We start from the raw sequence: 18958 nt of genomic DNA on the forward strand, positions 1-18958 counted from the left end.
CTGCCATGGCGGTGGCAGTGGATATGATCGCTTTGGCCATGGCTTCGGGTGATGAAGGGAGGCCCTTTCTTTACCCCCGTCCATCATCAAGTCAGCCCGCTGATCTCGATCACGCTTTTTCCACCACCCTGTTTGCGCACATTGATACGGGTGGTGATGCGATCCTTCATCGCTTCGATATGGCTGATAACGCCAACCTGCCGACCCTGAGACTGCAGGGTCTCCAGCGCGTCGATGGCCAGATCCAGACTGGTTGCATCGAGCGAGCCGAAGCCTTCGTCGATGAACAGGGTTGAGGCCAAGCCGCCTTTCCCGCCCATACGTGACAAGGCCAGTGCAAGGGCGAGTGAGACAAGAAAACGCTCGCCCCCTGAAAGACTCCGGGTGGCGCGTGGCTCGTCACCCATGTCACGATCCTCGACCTGAAGCGCCAGATCGGCGGCGCGGCGCAGACGGTAACGGGGGTTCAGATCGGCCAGATGATGATTGGCGTGACCGACCAAGACATCCAGCGTGATGGATTGCGCGATCCGGGTGAAACGGTCGCCATTGCGCGATCCGGCGGCAAGGTTGACCGCGGCCCAGACATCCAGTTCCGTGCGGGCAGTGGCGATCTTGGCCTCAAGCCCGGCGAGGCTCGCACGTGTCTGTGCATCGTGCTGGAATTCCGCCGCGATCGCTCCCATGCGCTGCGAGCGTGCTGTCGCAAGGCCCTCCAACTCGGCCAGCTTCTCGGTCAGAGTCTCAGGCGGATCTTCGGGCAGGCCGTCGGCGAGCGCCGCAGCATGGTCTTGCCGACGGGATATAAGGGTGGCGCGGGCCGAGGTGAGGGCATCATCGAGTGCGCGCAACTTCCCACGCAGGGCATCAATCGCATCCGGTGGCACCGCGAACAGATCGTCGAGAGTTGCGGAAGTGAGGTCACTTGCCGACAATGCCTTTTCCAGATCGGTCGTCGCGCCGTCGTGGGCCTGTTCGGATTGGAATTGCTCTGCCAATGCAGTTTCCACGCGCGTGGTTGCCGCGGTGGCTTCGGTCTGGGCGGTGGTCAGTGCTTTGCGCGCAAGGTCAACGCTGGCCAATGCGGCCTTGCGTGCCTCATTGTGGCGAGTGCGATGGGTGGCGGTTGCCTCACCGCCCAGCAGGTCCGCTCGCTTGGCTTGCAGTCCGAGGAACGCCGCAGTTCGGGTCTCGGCCTGCGCTTTGGCTGTCGCGGCTTGAGCGACTGCGCCTTCCGCCTGACTTGTGGCCGTAGCGATGCTCGGGGCAAGGGCGGTCAGAGCCGCGCGGGCCTGATCGCGGGTTGTCCGCAGCCCCTCGACTCGCGCCACCCGGGTCGTAAGTCGGTCGGCTAGGGTTGCGTCTTCAATCGCGCCGGCTTCATCCACCGCGGTCAGGATCGGGGTCAGGGCGGTTGCAAGGCGGGTAGCTTGGGCCTCGGCCGCCTTGGCATCACGCCTTGCCAGGTTTTCCGCATTCTGGGCCGTGGCGCGTGCGGCTGTCAGGGCTTCGCGCGTGGTGCCCTGCCCGACGAGTGCATTGCGCAGGCTCTCGCGCTGACCTGTCAGAAGGGTCAATTTTTGCCGCAGCCTCGCCAGTTCGCCCTGGGCATCGGTTTCGGCTTGCTGGAATCTCGCCACTTCGGCGGCCAGTGCGGGAAGGGCGCTGGCATCTTGCGGGCTTTCAGGCAGGGCGGGGCAATCGGGCGTATTGCATGCCCGCAGACGGGCCTCTTGCCAGAAGTTGAGCGCCTCTTTGATCCGTGCGCCGGCCCGCGCAGTGTCTGTGTCGGCCTGTTTTGCCTGAGCGGTTGCGCGGTCCTGTTGCCGCAGGGCTTCGGCTTGCTGCTTGCGGGCAGAATCCGATGCCATCCGCGCAGTGGCAAGATCGTTGCGAAGGCTGGCGGCGAGATCTGCAAGTGCAGCGTCGGCACGGGTTGGATGGTCGGTCGCGCCGCAGACGGGGCAGGGTGCGCCGGTTTCCAGCCGCAAGCGCATCTGCTGCGCGGCCTCGGAGGCCGCAAGATCGGCACGCTCAAGCGGGGCGGTCAGGGCTGCGACCTGCGCCTCGGCGCGCACTAGTTCAGCGGCGGCCCGCGCGGCATCGCTTTGCGCCGTGGCAATGAGGGTTGTCGCCGCTTTTGCATTCTCTTGGGTATTTGCGAGGTCAGTGCTTGCATTGGCATGATCGGCCCCGGCGCGGATCATGTCGGCAAGAGCGGAAGAGAGCGCCGCGAGATCCCCCATGCGGCAGGCAGGGTGCGCCGCCTCAACTGCGCTGATGCCTGTGGCAAGTTCAACCGACTGCCGGGCGAGATCGGCCTCGGCCTTTTGGTCGCGGTCAACTTGTGTGTTCAACTCCGCGAGTTCCCGCGCAAGCCCGACCAGTTTTTCTGTGTGTTTGGCCGCCTCGGCTTCTGCCTCGGCTTGCGCTTCTCTGGCACCGTTGTGTTCCGCGATCTGGTTGCGAATCTGTGCCCAACCATCGGCCAAGGTCGCATCCGCTGAAAGGCTGGCGAGCGCCGTTTCCGCTTCGGTCAGCGTGGTGCGGTGATTGGTCTCCTCGGCTTGCAAGGTGGTGAGCGCCTCGTGAAGGGCTTTTGTCTGCTGCGCTGCACGGGTGGCATGACTTTCCGCGTCCGTGGCCTCCTCTGCCGCGGACAGGATCTGCTGGTCCAGAGACGCTGCTTGATCCCAGATCGGCCCGAAGGCTTTGAACTCGGCCTCGTGATCGGCAAGGTCGGCCTCGGCCTGATCGGCTTGCTGTTTCGCGGTGATGGCCTTGCCCGTTGCTTCGGTCGCCAGCATCTGGCTGCGCGCAAGGGCCATGTTCGCAGCATCAAGCCGGGTTTCGGATGCCTGAAGGGCCTGCCACGGCGCCCGTAGGGGCGCGGCGCGATCAATGCGGGCCAGTTGTGCGCGCTCGGACGCGGCGGCGGTGTGATCGGCGATAGCCTCTGCCTCCCCGGCCTCGGCCAGCGCGAGTTGCCTCAGGGCGGCGGCGTGGCGGGTATGGAGATCAAGTTCTGTTTGCAGAGCCTTGCCGGTGACGATGCCGTGCTGGTGGGCCTCGGTCAGGATCGCCTGCTCGGCTTCCATCTTGGCGCGATCCACGTCTGACAAAAGTCGGTAGCCCGCCCGCTGCTGGATCAGCGCTTCATGGGCCTGTCGGGCCGCGTCGTGCCGCTCATAGATACGGATCGAGACATCGCGATAAAGCCCGGTGCCGGTGACCTTTTCCAAAAGCCCGGCGCGGTCATTGGTATCGGCGCGCAGGAAGGCGTCGAAATCCCCCTGCGCCAGAAGAACCGTGCGGCGGAATTCCTCATAGGAGAAGCCGGTCAACTCTACGACCTTATCGTTGACGGCCGAGAGTTGGGTGGCAAGCGCTTGACCATCCACGGTCCGGGTCAAGGAACGCGAGACGTTTTGCAAACGGCCATCTATCTTGTCACGCGCGCGCCGCGCCTGCCAGCGCGCTATATAGTCCTGCCCATCCCGGGCGGTAAAGCGGACCTCGGCCCAGCCATGTGCCGCACCGCGCCGCAAAATCGCACGGGAATCGCGCGCCTTGATCGTGTCGCCCGACGGATCCGGCACCTCATCCGTCGCCGACCCACCCGCCAGGCGCGGTGCATCGCCGTAAAGCGCGAGACACATCGCATCGAGGATCGAGGATTTTCCCGCCCCGGTCTCGCCGGTGATGGCGAAAAGGCCGGCGCCTGCCAGCGGCTCGGCGGAGAAATCCACTGTGAAAGGCTGGGCGAGGCTGGCGATATTCTGCCCGGAAATAGAGAGGATGCGCATTTTCAGAACTCCCGGATCAGACTTCGGACATGGCGTCGCGGAAGGCAGCCAGATGGGAACTGCCCGGCTCTTGTCCGTGCGCCTGCTGGAAGGCGGCGATGAACAGATCCTCGGGCGTGGTTTCGGACAGGCTTGGGGGCGGTGCGTCAGTGGCTGCGGCAACTTCTGGTCGGATGATCGAAAGGCCGGCGAGGCGCACGGGCAAAGCCTCGATAAGCGCCTCTGCCTCGGCCCGAATCTGCGTTACCGGACGGTCGGCGAGGAGCGAGAGATAAACGAAAGGTTGCGCATTGCGTGGCGTGTCGGGCGAAAGGTTCATGGCTGCCAACGCGGCGGCAATCTCGGCCAGCGGCGCCGCGCCTCGTGCGGGCAGGCGGTGCATGGCAACAGGGCGCGGCACGGGAATGTGACGTGGCGCGAAGCCTTCGTCCAGATCCAGGAGAGTCACGCCATGCTCATAGGCAATTTCGGCGGCGGACAGGGGGAAGGGCGAGCCGGAATAGCGCACCCGCCCTGCGTCGAGCGATTGTGGGCGGTGCAAATGTCCAAGCGCGACATAGGACAGCGCGGGCGGAAAGATGTCGGGCGGCACCGCATGTTCGCCGCCGATCAGGATACGGCGCTCTGCCCCTTCGGATTCGAGGCCGCCAGCACAGGTCAGGTGTCCCATGGCGAGGAGGGGGAAACCGTTCGCGCGGGCGGTCGCAACTTCGGTCATGGTCAGATGCAGGGCGCGGGCGGCGGCGGTAACGGCGGGCTCGGCCTCGCCAGTGGCACCCAGTTGCAGGCCCGGCAGATCGGCCGCCCGCAGGAAGGGCACGGCCAGAACGTGGGCTCGAATCTCGCCTATCCGATTTCGAAGCGGGATCAGATGACGGTCCATATCGACGCCCTCAGGACCCTGTCGCAAGGTGCCGATCACATGCACCCCTAGCGCCGCCAGCACCGCTTCGGGTGCTTCAAGCCTCTGTGCGGGATCGTGATTGCCGGCGGTCATCACAATCTGCAACCGAGGATTGGCGCGCAGGAAATCAGCGATGGCGCCGTAAAGCAGGCGCTGTGCTTCGCCCGATGGGTTGATGCCGTCGAAGACATCCCCGGCGACGAGAAGGGCGTCGACGCGTTCGGAAAGGATCAGATCACGCAGGCTTTCCAGAAAGACGCGATGCTCATGTTCACGAGACCAATTGTTCAGGGTCTGTCCGATATGCCAGTCGGCGGTGTGAAGGATGCGCATGGGTGGTCTCGGTCAGGTTGACAAGTTTGGATTGGTGTGAATATAAAATATACGGGCATTGCGTAGATGTCCATATAGTTTCTATTCTTACGGTATGATGGAGCAGTGATGCTGAAATGGGGTGTCGAGAGGCGGTTGGAGTTCATCGAATTCCGCCTGTTCTGGGAGGGCGGCGTCAACCGATCCGACCTGATCGACACATTTGGCGTCTCGGTGCCGCAGGCTTCCAAGGATCTGACGCATTATCAGGAGCGCGCACCCCAGAATGCAGTCTATGATAAAAGCGCGCGTCGCTATGTGGCTGGGCCCAAGTTCCGGCCTGTGTTCATGGACCCAGATCCCGACGCCTATCTGATGCGCCTGCGGACGCTGGCCGAGGGGTTGGTCGAAGCTGGAACCAACTGGCTCTCTGTGCCGCCCGAGATGGATGTTGCGCTGACGCCGCGCCGGAAGGTCGATGCGGGGGTATTGCGCGCCGTTCTGGCGGCAATCCGAGAGGGGCAATCGCTGGATGTCCGCTATCAGTCGATGAGCCGCGATCGCCCGGACCCGATCTGGCGCAGGATCAGCCCCCACGCCTTTGGTCATGACGGATTCCGCTGGCATGCCCGTGCCTGGTGCCATGAGACCGGGCGGTTCAAGGATTTCCTTTTGCCGCGTATTCTGGAAATCGGAGGGACTTCCGCGCCCGGTGCCGACAGGGCGCAGGATCGTCTGTGGCATGAGACTTTCGACATCGTCCTCGTGCCGCATCCGGCGCTGTCGCCGGGGCAGCAGGCTGTGGTTGCGAAGGATTACGATATGGTAGGTGGGCGGTCCGTTCTAACGGTCCGCTATGCCATGCTGTTCTATGTGATGCGGCGCCTTGGGTTGTTGGAGGATGCGAAAGGTCGCGATCCCCGCACGCAGCATATCGTGGCCGCGAATGCCGCTGAACTCGCCGCCGCACTTGCGCGGGCACAGCATGAGTTCGATGGCGCCGGTGGCGAGGGTGGTGTCTGATGATGGCACCGTCGCAGAAATATCGCATGTCATTCAGCGTCGGTGGACTAATGCTGAACGAAAGCCTTGTGATTGCGCAAAGTTATCGTGCGGGCGAGACTTGGGCAGCCGCGCGTGATCGGCTGTTGCAGGAGGGCGCGTCTTCGTTGCCGAAGCTTGCGTCACAGACACGTGCTTTGAGGGAAGTCTATGACCGGATCGGGCATCTGACAGAGGCGGAGCGCCTGTGGATGGTGGAAGAAGCTGATCGTGCCGGGCAGCAGGCGATGATGTGGCTGGCGATTTGTCGCACTTACCGTTTTGTTCGTGAATTCGCGGTTGAGGTGATTGCCGAACGCTTTGCCGGTTGGAGGCTGGAACTTGGTCATGACGCCTTCGACCGGTTTCTAGCGGGAAAGGCTGAATTCGATCAAGGCATTGCCGAACTCTCGCCATCAACCTGCGCGAAATTGCGGCAGGTTCTGTTTCGCATTTTGCGCGAATCTGGTTTGCTCTCGGTGAGCAGCCAGATTGAGGCCGTTTGGTTGCCGCTGCGTATGAAGCTGCTGATCGAAGAGAATAACCCTGAAGATCTGCGGGTCTTTCCGGGGAGTGAGGGGGTAAGGTGAGTTTGATGAAAGACCGGCGCGTGCGTGCCGAGCATCTTTTCAAGGTGGTTTCGAGCGCGCGGTTCCTGAATAAGCAGGGGTTGGGCAATGAGGTGCCGTTTTTCATCTGCGCCTATGATGCAGCGGACGGCCTGACTCAGGTTGAAGACCGCAAGGATCTGATCGCGCGTCTCGGCCATGCCGGTATGCGGGTGCTTGATGTTGATCTTTACGATCTGTCGATTGAGATCCTGAAAGAGCGCGAGATTTTCGAACAGCTGATCGAGGTTGAGGCCGATACCGACAAGGCCGAGTTGAAAGAGTTGCTGCAAGGCGTTCTTGATCCGCAAGAGCACCTGATCCCGGCGATTGGCAAGCTGATCGAAGACACGCCACATGACGTGATCTTCCTGTCGGGCGTGGGCGAGGTCTATCCCTTCCTGCGGTCGCATAATGTGCTGAACAATCTGCAAAGCACCGCCAAAGACTGCCCGACAGTGATGTTCTTTCCCGGTAGCTACACTCATGCTCTGGCCACCGGCGCTTCGCTCGAGCTGTTCGGCCTGCTGCATGACGACAAATACTACCGCGCTTTCAATATCCTGAATTACGAGGTCTGACCTATGGCTACCCTTTTGCGTGACATCTTTGCCAAACCGGTCGACCGCGCGATTGATGGCGTAATCAAGGCCGATGACAAAGCCAGCCTGCTGACCGAGTTGGATGAATATGTCATCACTAATGAAATCAGCTCTCGGCTTGAACAGTTCTTAGATGCCTACAATAATTACGATACGGCCAATGGTGTCTGGATTTCCGGATTCTTCGGATCCGGAAAGTCGCACCTTCTCAAGATGCTTGCCCTTCTCTTGGAAAATGACGAAATCGAGGGGCGCCGGGCCTTCGAGGTTTTCGAAGGCAAGCTTGCTGACAATCCGATGCTTGCTGGAGCCTTGCGCAAAGCGGTTTCGATCCCTTCACGCTCTGTCCTGTTCAATATCGACCAGAAAGCCGATGTCATCTCGAAGACTGATGTGGATGCGCTTCTAGCGGTCTTCCAGAAGGTCTTTGACGAGATGTGCGGTTATTACGGTAAGCTGCCGCATATCGCGCAGTTCGAGCGGGATCTTGATAGCCGTGGAAAGCTGGCAGCCTTCAAGGATGCGTTTGCGAAATCTTCGGGTAAGCCGTGGGAGCGTGGTCGTGAGCAGGCTTTGATGGAAGGACGCCATGTGGCGGCTGCCTTCGCTGAGGTAACTGGGGACGACGGCAAGGACATCCTCGGCCAATACCGCAAGGATACCAAAGTCTCGATCGAGGATTTCGCCAATATGGTGAAGTCGTGGATCGATGCGCAGGGGCCGAAGTTCCGGCTGAATTTCTTCGTTGACGAAGTTGGGCAGTATATCGCCGACAACGTCAAACTGATGACGAACCTGCAGACCATCGCCGAAAGCCTGAACACGAAGTGCAAGGGACAGGCCTGGATTGTTGTCACCGCCCAGCAGGACATGGGTTCGGTCATCGGTGATCTGACGGCGCAGCAGGAGAATGACTTCTCGAAAATCCAGGCGCGCTTCGCCAACCGGATGCCGCTGAACTCCCAGGATGTGGCCGAAGTCATCCAGCGCCGCCTTCTGGCCAAGACCGAGGCCGGTCAGATCACCCTCGGCAATCTTTATGATGCTGAGGAGAACAACCTGCGCACTCTGTTCGATTTCGGCGATAATTCCTTCAAGTTCAGGAATTTCTCCGGAAAGGAGCAATTCGTCGCGAGCTACCCGTTCCCGAACTACCAGTATGATCTGTTCCAGCGCGCGATCATGGGCCTCTCGCAGCATAACGCGTTTGAGGGCAAGCACAGCTCGGTCGGCGAACGCTCCATGCTGGGGGTGTTTCAGGAGGTGGCCAAGAAGCTGGCGGATACGCCAGTCGGGGGGCTGGCGACCTTCGACCTGATGTTCGAGGGGATTCGCACTGCCCTCAAATCCTCGGTTCAGCAGTCGATCCAGCTGGCCGAGAAGAACCTTGGCGATGATTTCGCCGTTCGGGTTCTGAAAGTCCTGTTCCTTGTGAAATACGTCAAGGAATTCAAGCCGACCGCTCGCAACATATCGATCCTCCTGCTTTCCCGGTTCGAGACGGACCAGACCGAGCAGCGCCGCAATATCGAAGAGGCTTTGTCGCTTCTGGAACGCCAGACGCTGATCCAGCGCAATGGTGAGGTCTACGAATTCCTTACCAATGAAGAAAAGGACGTCGAGGCTGAGATCAAGGCAATCGCCGTCGATCCCGCCGAAATCGAACGGCAGCTCGACGAATGGGCTTTCGGTTCGGTTTTGCGCCATAGCAAGCTCAAGCATGCTGGCGCGGGTGTGGACTATGCTTTTACCCGCAAGCTCGACGGGCACAGCCTGAACCGGGAGCATGAGCTGTCGGTGAACATCATCTCACCCTTCAGCGACGATTCCGACGCGCCGGATGTGGTTCGCTCGAACAGCATGGCAAGCGATGAGATGGTTGTCCTGCTGGGACGTGATGTGCGCTTCACGCGCGATCTCGTCCTCTGGCTCCAGACCGTGAAATTTGCGCGTCAGGTCACCAGCGGGGATGCCCAACCCGGTCGTGATCGTATCATTGCGGAAAAGCGTGACCAGAATACACGGCGTGAAAAGGAACTGGTGCAGCGGCTGCGCGGCCTGATCGCGGATGCTCGCCTTTTCGTGCGCGGTGCCGAGCTGGAGATCGGCGGCGAAGATCCGCAGGATCGGCTGGTCAAAGGTTTCCAGGTCCTGGTCGACAAGGTCTATACCAGCCTGCCTGTCCTGCGCGGCATTACTTACACGGAAGCCGATCTAGGGCGCGCAGGCCGCATTGATGGTGGGCTTTTCGGAGGCGAGGGCGGCGGTCTGACTGAAGCCGAGCAGGACGTGCTGAATCATGCTCAGGCTCAGATGCGCCTTGGGACGCGTGTCTCCGTCAAGGCTTTGGTCGAGAAGTTCGGAGCAAAACCTTATGGCTGGCCCGCCATCGCGGTTCTCTGCCTGACCGCGAGCCTTGTTGCGCGCGGCAAGCTCGAAGCTCGGGCCGACAGCGCTCTCCTGGAGGGCGATGCGCTGATACAGGGGCTGCGCAACAGCCATGCCCTTGGCAACATTCTGCTTTCCCCGCAAATCGAGTTCACTGCCGCCCAGATCCGCAAATCGCGCGAACTGTTTCAGGAGCTGTTCGATCTGCCCGCCTCGGGGAATGACGCGCGCAGTCTGGGTGCGGAATGGCAGACGCAACTGCGCAAGCTGCTTGGTGATGTCGAGCAGGAGAGCCGTGCCATTGCAGCCTATCCCTTTGCCACGGCCCTCGATCCCTTGCGCAGCATGCTGGATGGGATGCGCGATCAATCTGCCACCTGGTTCATCACCGGCCCCATCGGGCAGGAAGACCAGCTTCTTGATGCAAAAGAGGATGTCTTCGACAAAATCCGCAGCTTCATGCGCGGGGCGCAAAAAGCCATCTATGATGAAGTGCGTTCTTTCCTGACCAGGCAGGAACAGAACGTTACCTTTGCCGAAGATCCTGCCGCCGACATGTTGCGTCAGGCACTGGCCGATCCGCAGTGCTTCAAGGGCACCGCGATTCAGGAACTCAAGGCGGATTTCTACGCCCTGAAGGAGCGTATCGAACAAACGGTTCTGGCAGAGCGCAACGCCGTCATCGCGGCGATCGAAGAGGTGGCCGAGAAAACCACCCAGACCTCGGAATTCCGTGCGCTACCGTCAGAGCAGCAGACGCGTATTCGGGATGAGCTTGCCGCGCAGAAATCCGCCGTGGCCTCGCAAACTCTGATTCCGGCCTTGCGCCATCGGGCGACCGAGGTGCGTTCCAACCTTCTGGCCGACACGCTGACGCGGATTGCCGAACTGACGCCTGCACCGGCGCCGACTCCCACGCCTCAACCCGAACCTACCGGCGGCGTGGCCGAACCTCATCCAGCGCCATATGTGCCGCCGGCACCGGTGAAACCCCAATATGTCAAGGCCCAGTCGATCACTGTTCCCTTCGCGAAAACCTATCTCGAAGATGAGGACGATGTGACCCGCTACCTCGACGAGATGAAAAAGACCCTGCTGGCCGAGATCGGCGCGGGCAAGAAAGTGATTGTCTGATGGATACCAACGCCCTGAAGAAATTTGCGCAAAGTGCGCGCAACCTGCTGATCGATCAGGTCACTGCCCGGCTGGACATGGTGCTGGCCGAAGGCGCGGCAGCTCGCCGCGAGCATCCCAAGGCGATTGCCAGGCTGGAAGCGGCCGCCAACAGCAACCGCGCCCAGGTGATCGAACAGGCGGCCTACACTTGGTTCAACCGCTTCAGCGCGCTGCGCTTCATGGATGCGACAGGCCTGACCAACCCGCGCGTCGTATCACCCGCCGATGGCGCTACCCGGCCAGAAATTCTGGCTGAGGCGATGGCGGGCAACCTGCCGAATCGCGCCCGGCCCGAGATTGCCGAATATCTGAATGGTACCCGTCCCGCCCATGACGGACAGGCTGAAGCCTATCGGCTGCTGCTGATCCATGCCTGCAACGAATGGCACGGCGCGATGCCCTATATGTTCGAGCGCGCCGACATGCTCGACCGGGCCGAGGATTATACCGAACTGCTGATGCCCGACGATCTTCTGTCGCTGGACAGCATCCTTGCCCGCCTGCGCGAGATGATGACGGAAGATGCCTGCCAGGATGTCGAGATCATCGGCTGGCTGTACCAATTCTATATCAGCGAAAAGAAGGATCAGGTCTTTGCGGGCCTGAAGAAGAACCAGAAGATCACAGCGGAGAATATCCCCGCCGCGACGCAGCTGTTCACCCCGCACTGGATCGTCCGCTATCTGGTGGAAAACTCGCTGGGGCGGTTGTGGCTGCTGAACCGCCCGCAATCGAAGCTGGCGGCGAAGATGGACTATTACATCGCGCCGGAAGAGCCGGAGACGGATTTCCTGAAAATCACCCGGCCCGAGGAAATTCGCATCTGCGATCCGGCCTGCGGCTCGGGCCATATGCTGACCTATGCCTTTGACCTGCTCTATGAAATCTATGCCGAGGAAGGCCATGACGCGGCCGAGATCCCCGGCCTGATCCTGCAGCATAACCTGACCGGTATCGAGATTGACGACCGCGCCGGCGCCTTGGCGGCCTTTGCGCTGTCGATGAAGGCGGCGGCTAAGCTGGGGCGGCGGCGATTCCTGCGGATGGAAGAAAAGCCCGACATCGTCGTGCTGCAGGATGTGCGCTTCACGCCCGCCGAGGTGCAGGACGTGGCCGCCGTGGTGGGCAAGGATCTGTTCACGGATGAGCTGCGCGAGACGCTGGGGCAGTTCGAGCCGGCCAAGAACTTCGGCTCGTTGATCGTGCCAAAGCTGCGCGACCCGGCCGAGACGCTGCGGGTGGCCAAGGCGCGTGATTTCGGCTCCGATCTGTTGCTGAAGGAGGTGCAGGCGCGTGTCGTGGCAGTGCTGCGCATGGCTGAGGCTCTGTCGCCGAAGTATCATGTGGTGGTGGCTAATCCGCCTTATATGGGCGGAGGTGGGATGAATTCGAAATTGCAGGAATTTGCAAAAAGCTTTTACGCTGACAGCAAATCCGATTTGTACGCGATCTTCATGGAGCGGGCTGTGAGCCTGACCGCAGAGTCCGGCATCGTAGCAATGGTCAATATGCAGTCATGGATGTTTCTTCCATATTTTGAGGCGCTTCGCAGTAAGTTATTTAGTCACTCTCACCTTCTCACCATGGCACATCTTGGCCCTCGTGCATTCGACTCGATAGGTGGGGATGTCGTATCAACAACTGCCTTTTGCTTGCAGAATTCGCGGAAAATGGACCATTCCGCCCTCTTTGTTAGGCTTATCGATGGACGCGACGAACGCGAGAAGTCTGAGAAACTCAAGTCCATAGCATCTGGCTCGACAATCGATGGTAAGTACTATGCTTCACAAAACCAAATTGAGCACCTTCCGGGAAAACCGATAGCGTACTGGTTGGGTAAGAACTTTCTCGAGGCTTTTGCGCGTTCCGAACGTCTGGGAGACGTTTTTCCGACCCGTACCGGGCTGCAAACTGGAGACAATGCAAAGTTCGTCCGTATCTGGCACGAAGTTGAGCACTCAAAGTCGTCGCTCGAGCCACTTGACCCGGAAACCTCTCGAGCGTCCGCTTACAAGTGGTTCCCATTGAATGCCGGCGGAACTTATCGGCGCTGGTTTGGAAATAACGAGAAGGTCGTTGACTGGCTAAATGATGGAGAAAATATCCGCAACGATAAGCTTGAGCGGCTTGAGCGTGGAGAGATTCTAGCGAGTAATTCGAAGCCCAAAAATGAACAATATTATTTTCTTCCAGCGGTCACCTGGACTCGGATCAAGTCAAAATCCTTTGGGGTCAGGATTTGCGAGCAGGGAACGATTTTTGACATGGCGGGATCGTCGGTATTTCCAGGCGCTTCAAATCTCTCCATCGTTTCTGCGTTTCTAAATTCAAAGATTTGCGACTTTGCATTGGGAGCTATCAATCCAACCGTTACGACCCAGCCAGGCGACGTAGCTCGTTTTCCTTGGCTGGTGGAGGCTGTCCAGAACTCAAAAGCGAAAATCAGGCGCGTTGCGGAAACTGCATTACTGACCGCCAAATCCGACTGGGATGCCTCCGAAACCTCTTGGGATTTCACCACGTTCCCGCTGCTCTCACCCGATCACCGGGCCGAAACGCTGGCGGATACCTATGCCAACCTCCGCACCCATTGGCAGGGTATGACGGACAAGATGCAGCGGCTGGAGGAGGAGAACAATCGCATCTTCATCGATGCCTATGGGCTGGCTGACGAACTCACACCCGAAGTGGCGATCGAGGAAGTCACCCTCACCTGCAACCCGGCCTATCGCTATGGCGTGAAGGGCACGGAGGAGGACCGCGAGGCGCGGCTGCGCGAGGATACGGTGGCGGAATTCCTTCACTTTGCCGTGGGATGCATGTTCGGGCGCTACAGCCTCGACGTGCCGGGCCTGATCCTCGCCAATCAGGGCGAAGGGATCGAGGAGTATCTGGCCCGTGTGCCGGAGCCCAGCTTCGCGCCAGACCGCGACAATGTTATCCCGGTGCTGGATGCCGACTGGTTCGCCGATGATGTAGTCACCCGTGCCCGCGATTTCCTGCGCGTCACCTTTGGTGAGGCGAAGTTCCGCGAAAACCTCGCCTTCGTTGAGGCGGCGCTTGGGAAGGATCTGCGCAAGTGGTTCACCAGAGACTTCTTCGACTATCATGTGCGCCGCTACAAGAAGCGCCCGATCTATTGGATGTTCTCCAGCCCCAAGGGCAGCTTCAATGCGCTGATCTATATGCACCGCTACCGGCCCGACACCGTCTCTGTCGTGCTGAACCAATATGTGCGCGAATTCATCCATAAGCTGGAGGTGGAGCGCACCCGGCTGGAAAAGCTGGCTGTAGATCCTGCCGCCACGCCCGCCCAGCAAACAAAGGCGCAGAAGGAAACAGCCACGGTCATCAAACAGATTGCCGAGTTGACCGAATGGGAACGCGAAGTTGTCTACCCCATGGCGCAGCAGAAGATCGCCATCGATCTGGATGACGGGGTGAAGCGCAACTATCCGCTGTTCGCCGGTGCGCTGAAGCCGATCAAGGGGCTGGAGGCTGCGGATGACTGACCGCATCACTGCCGGCCTGACGCGGCTCTATGAGGATCAGGGCCACCGCATCGTTTTCTGGTACGACGCCGCCCGCGATCTGCGCGCGGCGTTTGATACCGTTGACCTGCCCGGCGTGACCAAGGTGGAGATCGCCAACAACGAATTCGGCCTGAAATACCGCATGCTACGGCAGGAACCGAAGGCGCGGTTCCTGCTCTACAAGGACGGCCCTGAGCCGCCGATGCCTGAGAACTGGCTGCTGGATGTGCAACTGGCTAGCGCCGTGTTCCGCGCCGATCAGGCAGCGATCTGGGTGGCGGATCTTGGCATTCCGGCGAAATACGAAGCGGCCGTGCGCGATCACGCCGAATTCTACCGTTCCGGTAAGCGGCTGGAAGCCCTGCGCGCCATCGAGCGCGAGCGCCCGTCGCAAAGCGTCAACGATGTCCGCCGCAAGATGCTGGCAGTCTGCGCCGGTGCGGATGGCGATCTCGATACGGTAATCGAGGCGTTGCTGGCCGAACTCGCCGAAGACCGTGATGACGCGCTGAAGCTGGTGGATCGGGTCGGGCTAGCGGAGTTTTTCTGGAAAGAGGTCTCGACGCGCTACGGCTATAGGCCGGATACGCCGGATTTTCAGGATTTCGCCATTACGCTGTTTTCCAGCGCCTGGGCGCGGGCCATGGGAGAGACTGCGCCCCTGAATACCGATGCCGCGCTGATGTTCCGCCGCTGGAGCGCTTCGCGTCGGTGGGGTGAAGCGTTCGAGAAGCTGTCGGGCGATTATCAGGATGTGCTGAAGATCAGGGATGATCTGGCCTCGCGCGATTTCCGCATCCTGATCCCGCATGACCATTTCGAGGAAGTGGACCGGCGGATCGTCGTCGCCATTGTTGAGGGGCTGGCCCAGCAGAGCCTGCCGGCGACAGATGTGTTGAAATGGGTGCGTGATCGCCGTCAGAGCCATTGGTATGGCCGTTACGCCGATGTTTATCAGGCCATCGGCTATGCGACCGAGTTTCAGCAGGCGCTGGCCGAGGCTGATCTGACGATGACCAGCCTGTCCGATGGTGTGAAGCGCTACTCCGCAAGCTGGTTCCGGCTGGACCAGCTTTATCGTAAGTTCATCTATCATATGCAGAAAAGCGGTCAGTCGGGGCTGTTATCCGCGCTCTATGAGGCGGTTGAGAACCGCTACACCACGAATTTCGTGCTGAAGCTGAACGATGCCTGGCAGGACCAGGTTGCGCGCCTGACGGACTGGGCGATTCCGGGCTTCCCACGGCAGGTGGATTTCTACCGCGAGCAGGCCGCAGAGTTCAGGCGTAAAGACCAGAAGGTCGTCGTCATTATCTCGGATGCGTTGCGCTATGAGGTGGCCGAAGAGGCGCTGCGCGAGATCCGCAAGCTCAACCGGTTTGATGCCGATCTAAAGCCGATGATCGGGGCCTTGCCCAGCTATACCCAGCTCGGCATGGCGGCGCTCTTGCCGCACCGGCAACTGGCGATCCGCGATGACAATGATCTGGTGCTGCTGGACGGTGAAAGCACCATGGGCGCCGCCGCCCGTGAAAAGGCGCTGGCTGCTGGCAGGGCTGGAGACCGGGTAAAGGTTCTGGCGGCGAAGGATTTCATGAACCTTGGAACGTCAGAGGGCAAAGAGCTCTTCCGAGATCACGACATCCTGTATCTCTACCACAATCAGATTGACGCAATTGGCGACAAGCTCGCCACCGAAGAGAATGTTCCTGCGGCGACAGAGGCAGCGATCGAGGATCTGGTGAAGCTGGTGCGCAAGCTGACGTCGGCCAATTTCTCCAACATCCTGATCACTGCCGATCATGGATTCCTGTGGCAACATAAAGCCTTGGAAGAAAGTGATTTCGCGCTGAGTGAGCCAGAAGGCGACATTGTGACACGCAACCGACGTTTCGTGATCGGGCGCAGCCTTAGCAGCAACGGTGGCATGAAGAAGTTCACGGCCGCGCAGCTGGGCTTGGGCGGGGATCAGGACTTCCTGATCCCGAACTCGATCAATCGCCTGCGGGTGAAAGGATCCGGCAGTCGCTTTGTCCATGGTGGGGCAAGTCTGCAGGAGATCGTTCTGCCTGTCTTGCGTGTAGGCAAGCAGCGCAAAGAGGATGTGGGGCAGGTGACGGTGCAGATCATTCCGCCACCCCGTGCCCAGATTACCACTGGCCAGATTCAGCTCACATTCTACCAGGCAGAGCCAGTTACCGAGAAGCAACAGCCTCGATTGGTGCACGCTGCGATCTTTGCTGCCGATGGAGCGCTTATCTCTGACGAAGCTGAGCTTGAGTTCGATTTCGTATCCGAGAACCCGCGCGAGCGTGAGCTATCGCGAAGCTTCCTGCTCTCCAAAGCAGCAGACGCTTACAATAATCAGATAGTCTTCCTGAAGCTGCGAACACGCATCGGTAAGACTAGTCATTTCGAAGATCACGCGTCGCAGCCACTGCTGCTGAAACGCGGGATCAGCACAGATTTCGATTAATGAGGTGCCGATGTCGAACCTTGATGACAAGATCAACGAACATTTTGCCGGTTTCGTGGTTCGCAAGGATCTCGTGAAAGCGGTGCGGGGCAATGCTATCGTGCCCGGCTACGTGCTGGAATATCTGCTCGGTCAGTATTGCGCGACCGACGATGAGGCTTCGATTGCAACCGGCATCGAGACAGTGAAGGACATCCTGCGCAAGCATTATGTTCACCGCTCGGAGGCGGGTCTTATCCAGTCGACCATCAAGGAGCGCGGTCGTCACAAGGTCATCGATCAGGTCAGTGTGGCGCTCAATGAGAAGACAGATGCTTATGAGGCGGTATTTGAGAACCTCGGGATCAAGCGGGTGGCGATCGACAGCGCGACCGTCAAGGCGCACCCAAAGCTTTTGGTCACTGGGGTGTGGTGCATTGCCGATGTGCAATATGAATTTTCTGAAGACAGCCGGATTTCGCCTTGGATCATCGATACGCTGAAGCCGATCCAGATAGCTAAAGTTGATTATGACGGTTATCGCGAGGCCCGCGATCAGTTCACGACCGAGGAATGGATCGACCTTCTGATGCAAAGCATCGGGTTTGACCCTGCAGTCTTTGGGCGGCGATCAAAGCTTTTGCAACTGATGCGACTGATCCCGTTTGTTGAACGCAACTACAATATCATTGAACTTGGCCCCAAAGGGACGGGGAAATCCCACATCTATTCTGAATTCTCCCCGCACGGACAGCTGATCTCGGGGGGCGAGATCACGGTGCCGAAGCTTTTCGTGAATAACTCGAACGGGCGAATCGGGCTGGTTGGTTTCTGGGATGTCGTGGCCTTTGACGAATTCGCAGGTCGCGAAAAGACCGCGAACAAGGCGCTGGTCGACATCATGAAAAATTACATGGCCAATAAGCAGTTCTCGCGGGGCGTAAACCCGATGGGGGCCGAGGCGAGCTTTGCCTTTGTCGGCAATACGGATCACAATGTGCCGTGGATGCTGAAGAACAGCGACCTGTTCGAGGCCCTGCCGCCCCAGTTTCATGACCCAGCCTTCATCGACCGGCTGCATGCCTATCTGCCGGGGTGGGAGGTCGACATCATCCGGGGCGAGATGTTCACTGCGGGCTATGGCTTTATCGTCGACTACCTGGCCGAGATCCTGCGGCACCTGCGAGCCGAGGACTTCTCGAACCGGCCGGACCGCTATTTCACAGTGCCGGTTCAGACCCATATCCGCGACCGGGCGGCGATCAACAAGACGATGTCGGGCCTCTTGAAACTGATCTTCCCCAATGGTGGCGAGACCGAGGCGGAAGTTGAGGAATTGCTTCGTCTTGCCATCGAATGCCGTAAGCGGGTGAAGGACCAACTCTTGCGCATCGACAGCACGTTTGATGCGGCAGATTTTTACTACGTCGCCCAAAACGGATCGAAACGGGTGGTCACCACGCTGGAGGAGGAAGAGTTCCCCCAGTTCTACCATCGGCGGTCGGTGGATACTGACAGTGTGATCGAAGAGGCCGAGCCTGCTCCCGTGGCTCCGGTTGCTGCTGCGGCGGCTCCGATGCCGGGCGCCACGGCGCCCGCAGCCTTCGCTCCCAAAGCGGGCCATGTCGTTTTTACCGAAAACCGTAAGGGGATCAGCTTCGACAAGATCTTTGGTCCCTGGACGGATGGGGCGAGCAAGATCACCATCACCGACCCCTATATCCGCAAGTTCCATCAGGCCCGGAACGTGATGGAGTTCATCGAGATGCTGATCCGCCGCAAAGCCCCCGAAGATCAGATTGCGGTGCATCTTGTGACATCTCCGGATGATGGGAACATCCAGGAGCAGCGTGAATGTCTGGATGGCATTGCGGAGGCATGCACCGGAACCGGGGTGGATTTTACCTGGGCCTTTGATGGCACCGGGACGCTGCATGCGCGCGATATCACTACGGATACCGGCTGGAAGATGGTTCTGGATCGTGGCCTCGACATTTTCCAGCCTACCCCGCGCAAGCTGAACGGCTTCTCTCTGGGCGAGCGCATGCAGGATCATCGCATGATCCGCAGTTTTTATGTGACCTACGTCAAGGTTTGACGACTGTGGACGCTTTTACCCTTCTTTGTGATGAT

The 18958-nt window shown here is 59.7% G+C and carries 9 protein-coding genes; 7 read left to right on the forward strand and 2 right to left on the reverse strand.

Going from position 1 to position 18958, the window contains the following annotated elements; translation table 11 throughout:
- Positions 1-86 precede the first annotated feature (86 nt).
- The gene (locus M511_RS14695; protein ID WP_085502586.1) at positions 87-3806 is read right to left on the reverse strand and encodes an AAA family ATPase; all 3720 of its coding nucleotides are present in this window, start codon (positions 3804-3806) and stop codon (positions 87-89) included.
- Between the two features lie 16 nt (positions 3807-3822).
- Positions 3823-5043, reverse strand: a complete 1221-nt coding sequence (locus M511_RS14700) for an exonuclease SbcCD subunit D (protein ID WP_085502587.1) — start codon at positions 5041-5043, stop codon at positions 3823-3825.
- Positions 5044-5151: 108 nt separating this feature from the next.
- Between M511_RS14700 and M511_RS14705 the strand changes: the two genes are divergently transcribed.
- From M511_RS14705 to brxL, 7 genes are read left to right on the forward strand one after another with little or no spacing between them, the layout of a single operon-like run.
- Positions 5152-6045, forward strand: coding sequence for a WYL domain-containing transcriptional regulator (locus M511_RS14705; protein ID WP_085502588.1), 894 nt, complete (start codon positions 5152-5154; stop codon positions 6043-6045).
- On the forward strand, positions 6045-6653 hold the full coding sequence (locus M511_RS14710; RefSeq protein ID WP_085502589.1) for a DUF1819 family protein: 609 nt from the start codon (positions 6045-6047) through the stop codon (positions 6651-6653). Before M511_RS14705 ends, M511_RS14710 begins: the two co-directional genes overlap by 1 nt.
- 5 nt (positions 6654-6658) lie before the next feature.
- Positions 6659-7252 carry a DUF1788 domain-containing protein gene (locus tag M511_RS14715; protein WP_085502590.1) on the forward strand — a complete coding sequence of 198 codons (594 nt, stop codon included), beginning with the start codon at positions 6659-6661 and terminating at the stop codon, positions 7250-7252.
- Positions 7253-7255: 3 nt separating this feature from the next.
- Positions 7256-10795, forward strand: a complete 3540-nt coding sequence (gene brxC, locus M511_RS14720; RefSeq protein WP_085502591.1) for a BREX system P-loop protein BrxC — start codon at positions 7256-7258, stop codon at positions 10793-10795.
- Entirely contained in the window at positions 10795-14349 is a 3555-nt protein-coding gene (pglX, locus tag M511_RS14725) for a BREX-1 system adenine-specific DNA-methyltransferase PglX (protein ID WP_085502592.1), read from the forward strand. The genes brxC and pglX overlap by 1 nt, the downstream gene beginning before the upstream one ends.
- Positions 14342-16846 carry a BREX-1 system phosphatase PglZ type A gene (pglZ, locus tag M511_RS14730; protein ID WP_085502593.1) on the forward strand — a complete coding sequence of 835 codons (2505 nt, stop codon included), beginning with the start codon at positions 14342-14344 and terminating at the stop codon, positions 16844-16846. The genes pglX and pglZ overlap by 8 nt, the downstream gene beginning before the upstream one ends.
- 10 nt (positions 16847-16856) lie before the next feature.
- Positions 16857-18923 carry a BREX system Lon protease-like protein BrxL gene (gene brxL / locus M511_RS14735; RefSeq protein WP_085502594.1) on the forward strand — a complete coding sequence of 689 codons (2067 nt, stop codon included), beginning with the start codon at positions 16857-16859 and terminating at the stop codon, positions 18921-18923.
- Positions 18924-18958 lie beyond the last annotated feature (35 nt).

This window comes from Paracoccus sp. J56, from assembly GCF_019633685.1.
In the GTDB taxonomy this organism is placed as follows: Bacteria; Pseudomonadota; Alphaproteobacteria; order Rhodobacterales; family Rhodobacteraceae; genus Paracoccus; species Paracoccus kondratievae.